Source organism: Variovorax sp. OV329, assembly GCF_900114785.1.
Taxonomy (GTDB): domain Bacteria; phylum Pseudomonadota; class Gammaproteobacteria; order Burkholderiales; family Burkholderiaceae_C; genus Variovorax.
In genome coordinates this window covers 16,913-29,559 of the sequence record NZ_FOUG01000021.1, presented here as the reverse complement: position 1 = coordinate 29,559, position 12,647 = coordinate 16,913, and the positions used below count along the sequence as shown (strand labels likewise).

The window sequence follows — 12,647 nt, the reverse complement described above, 5'->3', positions numbered from 1 at the left end:
CAGGAAACACCATGAATGCTCTTGCCACCCCGTCGTCATCGCTGACGCACCCTGCCCTGCATCCCGACGAGCGCGCCGCGCGCCTGCAGCTCGCGGCCTGCTACCGCATCTTCGCGATGCTGGGCTGGACCGAGATGATCTACAACCACATCACGGTGCGCCTGCCCGATTCGGTGACGGGTGGCGAGAAGCATTTCCTCATCAACCCCTTCGGCCTGCACTACAGCGAGGTCACCGCCAGCAACCTGGTGAAGATCGACCTGCAGGGCAAAGTGCTGGACGGCTCCACCTTCCCGGTGAACCCGGCCGGCTTCACGGTGCATGCCGCCATCCACGACGGCCTGTCCGACGCGCACTGCGTGATGCACACGCACACCACGGCGGGCGTGGCGGTGGCTTGTCTTCAGGGCGGCTTGAGCCAGAGCAACTTCTACAGCGCACAGCTGCACGGCAAGGTGGCGTACCACGACTTCGAGGGCATCACCATCCATGCCGACGAAGGCCCGCGCCTGCTCAAGAGCATGGACAACAGGCAGGCGGTGATCCTGCGCAACCACGGCCTGCTGGCCTGGGGCCACACCCTGCCGCAAGCCTTCGCGGTGCTGTGGACGCTGCAGCGCGCCTGCGAGATCCAGATGGCCACGCTGTCCATGGGCCAGCCGATCCCGGTGAGCGAGGCGATCGCCGCGCGCTGCACCGCCGATGCGCTGCAGTTCAATCCGGCGCATGGCGCCGGCCAGGACGTGTTCGATGCGCTGGTGCGGCAGGTGGACCGCATCGACGCCAGCTACAAGAATTGATCGACAGGACAGGGAGCGATTTCGAATGAAGGTTTGCATCTACGGCGCCGGCGCCATCGGCGGCTGGATCGGCGTGAAGCTGGCCCAGGCCGGCTGCGAGCTGAGCGTGGTCGCGCGCGGCGCGACGCTGGAAGCGCTGCAGCGCGATGGCCTGGTGCTGTCCCACGGCGAGCAGCGCAGCAGCGTGCCGGTGAAGGCCAGCGAGGACCCGGCTGAACTCGGCGTGCAGGACCTGGTGGTGATCGCGGTGAAGGCCCCGGCCCTGGCTTCGGTGGCCGAGCGCATCGCACCGCTCATTGGCCCCGACACCTTGGTCATGACCGCCATGAACGGCGTGCCCTGGTGGTTCCTCTCCGGCGGCTTCGGCGGCGAGTTCACCGGCCAGCGCCTGGCGGCGGTGGACCCGGGCGGCGCCATCGACGCGGCCATCCCGGCCAGGCACGTGATCGGCGCGGTGGTGCATGCCAGCTGCGCGCTCGACGGCCCGGGCAAGGTGCGGCTGCACTTCGGCAACGGCCTGATCGTGGGCGAGCCCTCGGGCGAGGCCTCGCCGCGGGTGCAGGCGCTGCATGCGCTGCTGCAGAAGGCGGGCTTCGACGCCAAGCTCTCGCCGCAGATCCAGAAGGACGTCTGGTACAAGCTCTGGGGCAACATGACGGTGAACCCCATCAGCGCGCTGACGCGGGCCACCACCGACCTCATCCTGGGCGACGACCTGGTGCGCGGCTTCATCTCCGCGGTGATGCTGGAGGCGCGCGACATCGGCGAACGCATCGGCGTGCCCATCGCAGAGACGCCGGAAGACCGCCACGCCGTGACGCGCAAGCTAGGCGCCTTCAAGACCTCGATGCTGCAGGACGTGGAAGCCGGACGCGCGGTGGAGCTGGATGCGCTGGTGTCCTCGGTGCGCGAGCTGGGTCAGCTCACCGGCGTGGCGACGCCTTTCACCGACGCGCTGCTGGGCCTGTCGCGGCTGCAGGCGCGGCAGCTGGGTCTGTACTAGCCCGGAGTTCCGGTCGGCGGACGCAGCGTGGGCTGCAAGTCTCCGACCGACATCTGCCCCTACTCTTGTTCCAGGTTGCCGCGCACCCGCGCGAGCAGCGCCAGCAGCTGCGCACGCTCTTCCGCGCCCAGCCCCTTCACCGCCTGCGCCGACAGGCGCTTGCCCTGCAGCGCCAGCGCCGCCTGGATCTCCTTGCCCACCGCGCTCACGCTCAGCCGCAGGCTGCGACGATCGGTCTCGTCGGCCACACCCTCCAGCAGGCCGCGCTCGCGCAGGCCACCGACCAGGCGCGCCATCTGGCCCTTGTCGCGTCCCGAGTGCTGCACGAAGTCGCTGAGCGTCGCGCCCGGACGGCGGGCGAAGAAGCCCAGCGCCTTGGCCTCCATGTGGCTCACGTCGTGCGCGCCCTCGCGCAGCACGCGGTGCTGGCGCGAACGGAACAGGTGCATGAGGGCGTGGACCGACTCCAGCACGTCCTCGTCGGCCGACGGGGACGCAGCGGAAGCCTTATGGTTGACATGGTCAACTGATTTGCGCATGATGGATGACATTATCAACCATATCGCAAGACCCTTCCCATCCATGAATCCAGAAGCTTCTTCCGCCCCCGTGCGCCGCGTGCAGCGCGTGCGCCACGAGCTGCACCGCCGCGACGTCGAGGTGGTGCGCGTCGAGCCGATGGGCCCGCATTTCGTCGCCGTCACCTTCCATGCCCAGGCGCTGGCCGACTTCCGCTCCGACGGCTTCGACGACCACGTCAAGTTCATGATCGACGACGACGCCACCGGCGAGACGGTGCGCCGCGACTACACGCCGCGCCGCTTCGACGCCGTGCGCCGCGAGTTGACCATCGAGTTCGCGCTGCACGGCGACGGCCCCGCCGCCGACTGGGCGCGCAAGGCCCAGGTGGGGCAGCGCGCCCTCATCGGCGGGCCGCGTGGTTCGATGATCGTGCCGACGGACTACGACTGGCACCTGCTGGTGGGCGACGATTCCGCCCTGCCCGCCATCCACCGCCGGCTGGAAGAACTGCCCGCCGGCACCCGCGCCATCGTGATCGCGCAGGCCGTGGAGCCCTCGGCGCGCCGCGAACTCGCCAGCGCCGCGTCGCTGGAAGTGCAGTGGGTCGAAAACGGTGAAGCCATGGTGCAGGCCCTGCGCGCGCTCACGCTCCCCGAAGGCGAAGGCTATGCGTGGTGCGCCGGCGAGGCGGCCGTGATGGCGCAACTGCGCGGCGTGCTGCTCGCTGAAAAGCAGCATCCCAAGGAGTCAATGAAGGTCGCGGTCTACTGGAAGCCCGGCGCCGCCGACTTCCACGAGACGCTGGAAGCCTGATTCCAGGCCTGCGTCCCTTCGCTCACCTCTTCGGTGATGACCTCGAAGCGCTTGAGCGTGTGCTGTCCGAAGGCCATGACGATGGGCACGTCGGCCGCGTCCAGGCCGCGGGCCAGGGGAATGCGCCCGATGCGCGCCTTGTTGTGGCGGGCATCGAAGGCATGCCACCGGTCGCCCAGCCACACCTCGAACCAGGCGCTGAAATCCATCGGCGAAGGCACGGCCGGCACGCCGATGTCGCCCAGGTAGCCGGTGACGTAGCGTGCCGGAATGTTCATGCAGCGGCACAGCGAGATGGCCAGGTGCGTGAAGTCGCGGCACACGCCCACGCGCTCGCGAAAGCCCTCGAGCGCGCTGCGGGTGGGGCGCGCGCTCTGGTAGTCGAAGCGCAGGTGGTTGTGCACGAAGTCGCAGATGGCCTGCACGCGCGCCCAGCCCAGCGGCGTGTTGTTGAAGTTCTGCCAGGCGAAGGCGAGCAGATCGCTGTCGACCTCGCAATAGCGGCTGGGCAGCAGGAAGCGCAGCGTCTCCACCGGCAGGTCGGCCTGGCCCCACTGGATGGCGCCCAGATCCTGAGGATCGGGCTGGCCGCTGTCCTGGATGAGTGCCTCGTTGCGCAGCCGCACCGTCTGCACGCCGGCATCCACGTGCACGCGCGCGCAGTGGTTGCCGAAAGCGTCCAGGTAGTGGTCGGTGCGCAGCGGCGGACTGATGCCGATGTGCTCCCCACCCAGCAACCTGTCCTCGTGCGAGGGATGGACCTGCAGCATGTAGACCAGCGCGGTGGGCGCGCCGGGCGTGGTGAAGGCCAGTTCGATGTCGTAACCGATGCGGATAAGCATGGCGACATGCTAGACAATCGAGCGCTGCGCGGACGGTGCTGCTTGCGCTTGTTCACGTAGGCGGACGGCCCGATGCCGCGCGGGCGCTGGCGTCAGACCCAGGATGGTGCGTGACTAAGCGCTAGCCGCGCGCGAGGATGCGCAGCGCGCCCGGCAGCGAGTCGGCGTGCGGCGCGAGATGGTCGACCACGGCGCCCAGCAGCACGGCGCACAGCAGGGCGCCCAGCAAGGGCTTCCAGGTGAGGCGCACGGCAGCGGTGAGCCAGCCCTCCCGCACCACGCGCGCGGCCGCCCGCGCGCTGGCATAGGCAAAGGCCAGTTCCATCGCCACCGCGAGCAGCACGTCGAAGCCGAAGAAGAGCAGCACCAGCGATCCGGCGCCCAGCAGCACCGCCAGCCCCGCCAGGAAGACCGCTACGACCGGCACCACGATCACGGCGCCTTCGTCGGCGCCTGCCGCGGCACCCAGCGCTTCGCCGGCCATCTCCGACAAGCCGCCGCCTCCGTCCGCCGCGGCCTGCGCGGCATCGGCGGCGCCGCTGCCGAAGTCACCCGAGGCGCCACCGCCACCGAAGTCGCCGCCGCCGCCAGAGCGCAGGAGCGGGGGCGAGGCTTCGCGCAGGCTGCCGCCTCCACCCCCGCTTCCACCGGAGCCGGGCACCACGTCGAAGGACGCGTCGAAGCTGCCGTCCTGGCCGCGATCCTGCTCCTCCTCCTCGATCCGGCGCACCAGCCGACGCGCCCAGAGCCGCAGCATTCCCAGGTACGCCAGTAGCCCACGCCCAGGCTCAGGAGATAGCGCTTGGCCAGCGCGTCGACGCCCGCGTGCATCAGCAGCGTGGACACCCCCCAGGTCAGCAGCAGCGTCAGCGTGCCGATCAGCACGCCATGGCCGCGCAGGCTGTAGCGCTCGTGAAGGCGGCGCTCCAGCCGCGTTTCCCAGATCCGGATCGAGCCCCAGTTGGAGAGGACCTGCATGCGCTGGCGGGACCGGCCGTCAGTCCTGCGCCATCGGCACGCGCCGCGCCACCGCGCACATGAGCTCGTAGCCCACGGTGCCCGCCGCCTGCGCCACCTCGTCGATGCCCAGCACCGTGCCTTCGGACGCGCGGCCCCACAGCGTGACCTCGCTGCCGAAGCCGGCGTCGGGCACCGGCGTGAGGTCCACGGTGATCATGTCCATGCTCACGCGGCCGACCATGCGGGTGCGCACGCCGTTGACCAGCACCGGCGTGCCGGTGGCGGCATGGCGGGGGTAGCCGTCGCCGTAGCCCACCCCGGCGATGCCGATGCGCATGGGCGCCTCGGCGGTGAAGCGCGAGCCGTAGCCCACGCTGTCGCCGGGCTGCAGGTCCTGGATGCCGATCAGGCGGGTGCGCAGGCTCATGGCCGGCTGCAGTTGCCAGTGCGCCGCGTCGTTTTCCGGAAAGTCGGGCGCGCTGCCGTACAGCACGATGCCCGGGCGCACCCAGTCGGCGCGGGTCTGCGGGGCATGGCGCAGCACGGCGGCGCTGTTGGCCAGCGAGCGCTCGCCGGGCAGGTCCTGGGTGGCGCGCTCGAAGGCGGCCAGCGCCGGACCGATGCCCTTGGGACCGTCGGCGTCGCTGAAGTGGGTCATGAGCGAGATCTCGTCCACCTGCGGCAGCGCGTTCAGCCGCGTCCAGGCCGAGCGGAAGCGCTCGGGCGCGAAGCCCAGGCGGTTCATGCCGGAGTTGAGTTTGAGGAATACCCGGTGCGGCGACTGGGTCTTGTGCGCCGCCAGCATGTCGATCTGCTCGTCGCAGTGCACCGCATGCCACAGGTCCAGGCGCGAGCACAGCTCCAGGTCGCGGGCCTCGAACACGCCTTCGAGCAGCAGGACGGGGCCGCGCCAGCCCAGCTGGCGAACGCGCTGCGCCTCGTCCAGGTCCAGCAGGGCGAAGCCGTCGGCGGCACGGAAGGCCTCGAAGACGTTCTCGATGCCATGCCCGTAGGCATTGGCCTTGACCACCGCCCAGACGCGGGATTCGACGGCGGCGCGGCGCGCGCGGTCGAGGTTGTGGGCGAGGGCTGCGGAATGGACGGTGGCGAGAATCGGGCGTGGCACAGCGATAAAAGTTGCACAGAGATGAGGGAAGACGCGGTCATTTTGGCACCGTACCCCCATGCTATAACCACGCACCCCTCAAAGTAGGGGACAGAACTCCACTACCGCCACGAGACGCCCTCTGGCCATCTTGCCCATCGATGAAGCGCGGTTTCTACACCATCATGTCGGCCCAGTTTTTTTCGTCACTGGCCGACCAAGCGCTTTTCGTTGCGGCCGTCGAACTCTTGCGTAGTGCAGGTGCGGCCGAGTGGCAGCGCGCTGCCCTCGTTCCCATCTTCGCGGTGTTCTACGTGGCGCTGGCGCCTCTGGTGGGGGCCTTCGCCGACGCCTTGCCCAAGGGGAAGGTGATGTTCATCAGCAACGCCATCAAGGTGGCGGGCTGCCTGATGATGCTGTTCGGCTCGCATCCGCTCCTGTCCTATGCGGTGGTCGGCCTGGGCGCGGCGGCCTACTCGCCGGCCAAGTACGGCATCCTGACCGAACTGCTGCCAGCCTCTCAGCTGGTCAAGGCCAACGGCTGGATCGAGGGGCTGACCATCGCCTCGATCATCCTGGGCATCGTGCTTGGGGGCATCCTGGTGGGGCACCCGGTTTCCAGCCGGCTGCTGGCCTTCGACTTCCCCATGATCGACACCGGCGTCAACTCGCCGCCCGAGGCGGCGATCACGGTGCTGATCGGCGTGTACGCCCTGGCTGCCTGGTTCAACACCCGCATCCCGCACACCGGCGTGGAGATGCGCCCGCTGCGCTCCAACCGCGACCACGGCATGGTGCGCAACCTGCTGGCCCTGCTGCCCGACTTCTGGCACTGCAACTCGCGCCTGTGGCGCGACAAGCTGGGGCAGATCTCCCTGGCCACCACCACCTTGTTCTGGGGCGCGGGCGGCAACCTCAAGTACATCGTGCTGGCCTGGGCGGCGCTGGCGCTGGACTACAACACGGCGCAGGCCTCGGCCCTGACCGGCGTGGTGGCCATCGGCACCGCCATCGGCGCCGTGGTCGCTTCGATGCGCATGCGGCTGGACATGGCCACCAGCGTGATCCCCATGGGCATCGGCATGGGCGTGCTGGTGATCGGCATGAACTTCATCGACAACGTCTGGCTGGCCGTGCCCTTCCTGGTGCTGCTGGGCGGGCTGGGCGGCTTCCTGGTGGTGCCGATGAACGCGCTGCTGCAGCACCGCGGCCACAACCTGATGGGCGCCGGCCGCTCGATCGCGGTGCAGAACTTCAACGAGCAGTCCTGCATCCTGCTGCTGGGCGCCTTCTACAGCGCCTGCACCGGCCTGGGCCTGTCGGCCTACACGGCCATCAGCGCCTTCGGCGCCCTGGTCGCCGGCTTCATGTGGCTGATCCGCCGCTGGCACCAGAGCAACCTGCGCAAGTATCCGGAAGAGGTCGAGCACCTGCTGGCCATTGCTCGCAGCGATAAACACCATTAGCCCCCCGGCTTTTCACTTCGCTTCGCTGCGTGTAATTCGCCACCCCCCGAGGGGGAGACCCCACCTGGGGCCTGGCAAAGCCAGTTCCCCGGTGCGGCACTGGCTTCATCCGCTAACCTCCCACGCGCCTAAACTGGCGCTCCTTTTCCGAGGTGACCCATGAGCACTGTCTACGACTTCGAAGCACGCACCATCGACGGCCAGACGGCGCCGCTCTCGGCGTTTCGGGGGCGGGTGCTACTGATCGTGAACACGGCGAGCGAGTGTGGGTTCACGCCGCAGTTCGCGGGGCTGGAGGCGCTGTACAAGCGCTACACGGACCAGGGGCTGACGGTCCTGGGCTTTCCCAGCAACCAGTTCGGGGGGCAGGATCCGGGGAGCAACGAGGAGATCGGCGCGTTCTGCACGCGCAACTTCGGCGTGAGCTTTCCGATGATGGAGAAGATCGAGGTCAAGGGCAAAGGCGCGGCGCCGCTCTACCAGTGGCTCACGGAGCAGAAGCCGGGGCTGCTGGGCAAGGCGATCAAGTGGAACTTCACCAAGTTCCTGGTGGGCCGCGACGGCAAGGTGATCAAGCGCTACGCGCCCATCGACAAGCCCGAAGGGCTGGCCAAGGACATCGAGGCGGCGCTGGCCGCGGCCTGAGCGCTCGCCCAGGTGGTCAGAAGCGGAAGTCCAGCGTCTTGGACCCTGCGCCCAGGGTGACGCTTTCCTTCTTGCTGACGCCGCCGCTGGTGGCCACCACCGTGTAGCTGCCGGCCGGCAGGTCGACCAGGCAGACCGGGCCGTTGGCGCGGAACATGAGCGGCTGAACTGCCGACGGGCCCTGGATGGCGACGTCGACGTCGGCCAGATAGGCACCGCCGCTGGCGGCGAAGAGCAGCGAGAGCGGGTGTTCCTTCATTTGCGCCCGCATCGCGGTCGACTCGTCGGAGCCGACGCCGCCGCAGCGGTGGCGCGCAGCCACCGAGGCGTTGCTGGCAGGCACCTCGGCCGGAATGATGCGTGGGGAGACCTTCTCCGCCGGCATGGTCACCGGTGGCTCGGGCTGGGCTTGCACGCCGGCTGCCCCCAAGGCGCAGCACAAGGCTGCGAAGCTGAAACGCCAGGATTGGATGCGGTTGGGCTTTGACATGGCAACTCCTTTCAGGAGTCCTGTGATCCACCCATGGTGCCCCGCAGGGCCGCGCGCCCGCGTCGGACCGGGCCTGCAATGCCTGTAGTACGTTCAGGCCGTGGCCAGCGCCGCGTCCAGCAGTTCCACCCAGTGGCTTACCGGCGTGGCGCCGCTGCCGCTTTGCAGGTGGGTGATGCAACCGATGTTGGCCGAGACGATCGCCCTGGGCTGCAGCTGCTTCAGGTGGCCCAGCTTGCGGTCGCGCAACTGGTAGCTCAGCTCGGGTTGGAGCACGGAATAGGTGCCGGCCGACCCGCAGCACAGGTGCGACTCGCTCTGCGCCACCTGGATGTCGAAGCCGAGCGCGCGCAGGTGCGTCTCGACGCCGCCGCGCAACTTCTGCCCGTGCTGCAGCGTGCAGGGCGGGTGGTAGGCGACCACGCCGGCCGGCGGCTTCACGCGGGCCTTGAGCACCGGCACCAGGTCGGGCAGCAGCTCGCTCAGGTCGCGCGTCAGCGCGCTGATGCGCGCGGCCTTCTGCGCATAGGCCGCATCGCCCCGCAGCGTGTGGCCGTACTCGCGCACCGTCACGCCGCAGCCCGAGGCGTTCATGACCAGGGCCTCGACCTCGCCCCGTTCAACCATCGGCCACCAGGCGTCGATGTTGGCACGCATCTGCGCCATGCCGCCTTCCTGGTCGTTGAGGTGGAACTTCACCGCACCGCAGCAACCGGCCTTGGGTGCCACCACGCCCTGGATGCCGGCGGCATCGAGCACGCGCGCCGTGGCGCTGTTGATGTTGGGCGCCATCGCAGGCTGCACGCAGCCGGCCAGCAGCAGCACCTTGCGCGCATGGGTGCGGGTGGGCCACGCGCCGGCGTCCTCGCGCGGCGGCACCTTGGCCTTGAGCTTTGCCGGCAGCAGGCCGCGCACGCTCTGGCCCAGCGCCATGGCGGGGCCGAAGAGCGGCGAAGGCAGGCCTTCCTTCAAGGCCCAGCGCAGCGCACGCTGCCCCGCCGGCCGCGGCACCTTGGCATCGACCACCTTGCGGCCGATGTCCACCAGGTGGCCGTACTGCACGCCCGAGGGGCAGGTGCTCTCGCAGTTGCGGCAGGTCAGGCAGCGGTCCAGGTGCAGCTGAGTGGCGCGCGTGGGCGCGTGGCCTTCCATCACCTGCTTGATGAGGTAGATGCGGCCGCGCGGGCCGTCCAGCTCGTCGCCCAGCAGCTGGTAGGTCGGGCAGGTGGCGGTGCAGAAGCCGCAGTGCACGCACTTGCGCAGGATGGCTTCGGCCTCCTCGCCTTCGGGCGTGCCTCGGAATTCGGGAGCGAGTTCGGTTTGCATCGAAGGGCGTTCTCGATCAATAGTCGGCGTAGAGCCGGCCGCGGTTGAAGATGCCGTGCGGGTCGAACTCCCGCTTGAGCGCGGCATGGATCTTCTGCAGCGCCGGGCTCAGGCTGTCGAAGGGCTGGGCGTTGCGCGATGCACCGGCGTCGGCACTCGCGGCGGCGAACAGCGTCGCATGGCCGCCGGCGGCACGCGCTGCCTCGCGCACCTTCGTCGCCTGGCCGCGCGGCACCCGGTACCAGCGCTGGCCGCCATGCCATTCGACCAGCGGCGGCTTCGCGCCGGCAATGGCCAGCACCGGCGCGGTCTGCGGCACCGACACGCGCCACAGCTCCTCGTCGCTGGCGCGTTCGGCGAAGAAGGGGATGCACTGGTCGCGCAGCGCGGTCCAGCTGGCGGCGGCCTCGGCGGCGTCGCCGCGTTCCCCGCCCAGGCCGTGGCAGGCGGCCTCGACCGCCGCCTGGGCGCCGCGCAGCCGGAGGTAGAGCCAGCCCTGGCCATCCTGCTCCGCCCAGCAGCTGGCGTTGAGCGGCAGCGGCAGCCCGCCCCACTGGTTGAGCAGGCGCAGCGCATCGGCCTGCGTGCATTCGAAGGCCAGCGTGGCCTCGGCCGGCGCCACCGGCAGCACCTTGAGGCTGAGCTCGGCGATCACGCCCAGCACGCCCAGCGAGCCGGCCAGCACGCGCGAGACGTCGTAGCCCGCCACGTTCTTCATCACCTGCCCGCCGAAGCTGAGCAGCTCGCCGCGGCCGTTGACCAGCGTGGCGCCCAGCACGTAGTCGCGCACCGAGCCCACGCTGGCGCGCGAGGGCCCCGCGATGCCGGCCGCCACCATGCCGCCCACCGTGCCCTGCCCCAGGCCGAAGCGCGGCGGCTCGAAGGGCAGGCACTGGCCCTGCTGCGCCAGCAGCGCTTCCAGCTCGGCCAGCGGCGTGCCCGCACGCACCGTCACCACCAGCTCGCTGGGCTCGTAGTTGCTGATGCCGCTGTGGCCCGCCGTGTCCAGCAGTTCGCCCGCGAGCGCGCCGCCGTAGAAGTCCTTGCTGCCGCCGCCGCGGATGCGCAGCGGCGTGCCCTTGGCGCCCGCTTCGCGGATGCGCTCGATGATGTCGTCCAGTGCCGCCACGTCTCTTGTTCTTTCAGAAGCGGGGAAGTTCGGGGTGCGGCAGCCGTCCGCCGCGCACCAGCTGCTTGCCGTACTCGGCGCAACGCGAGAGCGTGGGAATCACCTTGCCCGGATTGAGCGTGCCCTTGGGGTCGAAGGCGCGCTTGACGCCGAACATCTGCTCGTTTTCCTCGGCGCTGAACTGCACGCACATGCTGTTGAGCTTCTCCACGCCCACGCCGTGCTCGCCCGACACGGTGCCGCCCATGGCCACGCTGGTCTCCAGGATGTCGGCGCCGAACAGCTCGCAGCGGTGCAGCTCGTCGGGGTCGTTGGCATCGAAGAGCACCAGCGGGTGCAGGTTGCCGTCGCCCGCGTGGAACACGTTGCAGCAGCGCAGCCCGTACTTCTTCTCCATCTGCTGGATGGCCAGCAGGATGTCGGCCAGGCGCTTGCGCGGAATGGTCGAGTCCAGGCACATGTAGTCGGGGCTGATGCGCCCCGATGCCGGAAAGGCGTTCTTGCGGCCACTCCAGAACTTCAGGCGCTCGGCCTCGTCCTGGCTCACGGTGATGGCGGTGGCGCCGGAGCTGCGCAGCACCTCGCTCATGCGGCCGATCTCTTCCTCCACCTCTTCGGGCGTGCCGTCGGATTCGCACAGGAGGATGGCCTCGGCCGTGAGGTCGTAGCCGGCTTGCACGAAGTCCTCGACGGCCGCCGTCATGGGCTTGTCCATCATCTCCAGGCCGGCGGGGATGATGCCCGCGGCGATCACCGCCGCCACCGCGTCGCCGGCCTTTCGCACGTCGTCGAAGCTAGCCATGATGCAGCGCGCCAGCTGCGGCTTGGGCACCAATTTCACCGTCACTTCCACCGTGACGGCCAGCATGCCCTCACTGCCGATCACCAGCGCCAGCAGGTCCAGGCCGGCGCTGTCCAGCGCCTCGGAGCCGAACTCGATGGCGTCGCCCTCGGCGGTGAAGCCGCGCACCCGCATCACGTTGTGCAGCGTGAGGCCGTACTTGAGGCAGTGCACGCCACCCGAGTTCTCCGCCACGTTGCCGCCGATGGTGCAGGCGATCTGGCTCGACGGATCGGGCGCGTAGTACAGGCCGTAAGGCGCCGCCGCCTCGCTGATGGCTAGGTTGCGCACGCCGCATTGCACGACGGCCGTGCGGCTCACCGGATCGATCTTCAGGATGTTGTTGAACTTGGCGAGCGACATCGTCACGCCCAGCGCGTGCGGCATGGCGCCGCCCGACAGGCCGGTGCCCGCGCCGCGCGCCACCACCGGCACGTCCAGGCCGTGGCAGGTGCGCAGCACGGCGGCCACCTGTTCTTCGGTCTCGGGCAGGGCCACCACCAGCGGCCGCGTGCGGTAGGCGGTGAGGCCGTCGCACTCGTAGGGCACGGTCTCTTCGGACTGCCACAGCAGGGCATGCGCCGGCAGCACCGCCTGCAGGGCGCGCACCACCTCGGCCTGGCGCTCGGTGCGCGACAGGGCCCCTTCCTGGCGGGGAGTGAGCGGAGCGTTCATCGTGGTCTCCTTGTTCTGTTCATCCAGGCC

12 protein-coding genes and 1 pseudogene are annotated in these 12,647 nt (G+C 69.6%); 5 read left to right on the top strand and 8 right to left on the bottom strand.

Annotation, left to right across the window (positions count from 1 at the left end; translation table 11 throughout):
• Positions 1-11: 11 nt before the first annotated feature.
• Positions 12-800, top strand: coding sequence for a class II aldolase/adducin family protein (locus BM345_RS25575; protein ID WP_093385480.1), 789 nt, complete (start codon positions 12-14; stop codon positions 798-800).
• 25 nt (positions 801-825) lie between these two features.
• Entirely contained in the window at positions 826-1,803 is a 978-nt protein-coding gene (locus BM345_RS25570) for a 2-dehydropantoate 2-reductase (protein WP_093385478.1), read from the top strand.
• A 59-nt stretch (positions 1,804-1,862) separates the two neighbouring features.
• On the opposite strand, the gene BM345_RS25565 is transcribed toward BM345_RS25570, so the two are convergent.
• A complete protein-coding gene (locus BM345_RS25565; RefSeq protein WP_093385669.1) occupies positions 1,863-2,342 on the bottom strand; it encodes a MarR family winged helix-turn-helix transcriptional regulator in 480 nt (159 codons plus the stop codon).
• Between the two features lie 43 nt (positions 2,343-2,385).
• Between BM345_RS25565 and BM345_RS25560 the strand changes: the two genes are divergently transcribed.
• Positions 2,386-3,138: a siderophore-interacting protein gene (locus BM345_RS25560; protein ID WP_093385475.1), complete on the top strand. Its 753-nt coding sequence runs from the start codon at positions 2,386-2,388 to the stop codon at positions 3,136-3,138.
• On the opposite strand, the gene BM345_RS25555 is transcribed toward BM345_RS25560, so the two are convergent.
• From BM345_RS25555 to alr, 3 genes and pseudogenes are all read right to left on the bottom strand, one after another.
• The gene (locus BM345_RS25555; RefSeq protein ID WP_093385472.1) at positions 3,090-3,980 is read right to left on the bottom strand and encodes a transglutaminase-like domain-containing protein; all 891 of its coding nucleotides are present in this window, start codon (positions 3,978-3,980) and stop codon (positions 3,090-3,092) included. The two genes, BM345_RS25560 and BM345_RS25555, sit on opposite strands and share 49 nt — an antisense overlap.
• Before the next feature lie 121 nt (positions 3,981-4,101).
• Positions 4,102-4,958 (bottom strand): annotated as a pseudogene (locus tag BM345_RS25550) (hypothetical protein).
• Between the two features lie 19 nt (positions 4,959-4,977).
• Positions 4,978-6,066, bottom strand: coding sequence for an alanine racemase (gene alr / locus BM345_RS25545; protein ID WP_093385469.1), 1,089 nt, complete (start codon positions 6,064-6,066; stop codon positions 4,978-4,980).
• 140 nt (positions 6,067-6,206) lie between these two features.
• Here alr and lplT point away from each other — a divergent pair, with 140 nt between their 5' ends.
• Positions 6,207-7,511 carry a lysophospholipid transporter LplT gene (lplT, locus tag BM345_RS25540; protein ID WP_093385467.1) on the top strand — a complete coding sequence of 435 codons (1,305 nt, stop codon included), beginning with the start codon at positions 6,207-6,209 and terminating at the stop codon, positions 7,509-7,511.
• 159 nt (positions 7,512-7,670) lie between these two features.
• Complete coding sequence (locus BM345_RS25535) at positions 7,671-8,156, top strand: glutathione peroxidase (RefSeq protein WP_093385464.1); 486 nt, start codon at positions 7,671-7,673, stop codon at positions 8,154-8,156.
• Positions 8,157-8,172: 16 nt separating this feature from the next.
• Here BM345_RS25535 and BM345_RS25530 read toward each other — a convergent pair whose 3' ends face one another.
• From BM345_RS25530 to BM345_RS25515, 4 genes are all read right to left on the bottom strand, one after another.
• Positions 8,173-8,646: a hypothetical protein gene (locus BM345_RS25530; protein ID WP_093385462.1), complete on the bottom strand. Its 474-nt coding sequence runs from the start codon at positions 8,644-8,646 to the stop codon at positions 8,173-8,175.
• Positions 8,647-8,739: 93 nt separating this feature from the next.
• Positions 8,740-9,972: a glycolate oxidase subunit GlcF gene (gene glcF / locus BM345_RS25525; RefSeq protein WP_093385459.1), complete on the bottom strand. Its 1,233-nt coding sequence runs from the start codon at positions 9,970-9,972 to the stop codon at positions 8,740-8,742.
• Positions 9,973-9,988: 16 nt separating this feature from the next.
• Entirely contained in the window at positions 9,989-11,101 is a 1,113-nt protein-coding gene (gene glcE / locus BM345_RS25520; protein ID WP_093385456.1) for a glycolate oxidase subunit GlcE, read from the bottom strand.
• Positions 11,102-11,114: 13 nt separating this feature from the next.
• Positions 11,115-12,617, bottom strand: coding sequence for an FAD-linked oxidase C-terminal domain-containing protein (locus tag BM345_RS25515; RefSeq protein WP_093385453.1), 1,503 nt, complete (start codon positions 12,615-12,617; stop codon positions 11,115-11,117).
• Positions 12,618-12,647 lie beyond the last annotated feature (30 nt).

Excerpts from the sequence above, each read along its gene's own strand:
- BM345_RS25575 (WP_093385480.1), top strand. The coding sequence starts at position 12 with ATGAATGCTCTTGCCACCCCGTCGTCATCGCTGACGCACCCTGCCCTG.
- BM345_RS25570 (WP_093385478.1), top strand. The coding sequence starts at position 826 with ATGAAGGTTTGCATCTACGGCGCCGGCGCCATCGGCGGCTGGATCGGC.
- BM345_RS25565 (WP_093385669.1), bottom strand. The coding sequence starts at position 2,342 with ATGCGCAAATCAGTTGACCATGTCAACCATAAGGCTTCCGCTGCGTCC.
- BM345_RS25560 (WP_093385475.1), top strand. The coding sequence starts at position 2,386 with ATGAATCCAGAAGCTTCTTCCGCCCCCGTGCGCCGCGTGCAGCGCGTG.
- BM345_RS25555 (WP_093385472.1), bottom strand. The coding sequence starts at position 3,980 with ATGCTTATCCGCATCGGTTACGACATCGAACTGGCCTTCACCACGCCC.
- lplT (WP_093385467.1), top strand. The coding sequence starts at position 6,207 with ATGAAGCGCGGTTTCTACACCATCATGTCGGCCCAGTTTTTTTCGTCA.
- BM345_RS25535 (WP_093385464.1), top strand. The coding sequence starts at position 7,671 with ATGAGCACTGTCTACGACTTCGAAGCACGCACCATCGACGGCCAGACG.
- BM345_RS25530 (WP_093385462.1), bottom strand. The coding sequence starts at position 8,646 with ATGTCAAAGCCCAACCGCATCCAATCCTGGCGTTTCAGCTTCGCAGCC.
- glcF (WP_093385459.1), bottom strand. The coding sequence starts at position 9,972 with ATGCAAACCGAACTCGCTCCCGAATTCCGAGGCACGCCCGAAGGCGAG.
- BM345_RS25515 (WP_093385453.1), bottom strand. The coding sequence starts at position 12,617 with ATGAACGCTCCGCTCACTCCCCGCCAGGAAGGGGCCCTGTCGCGCACC.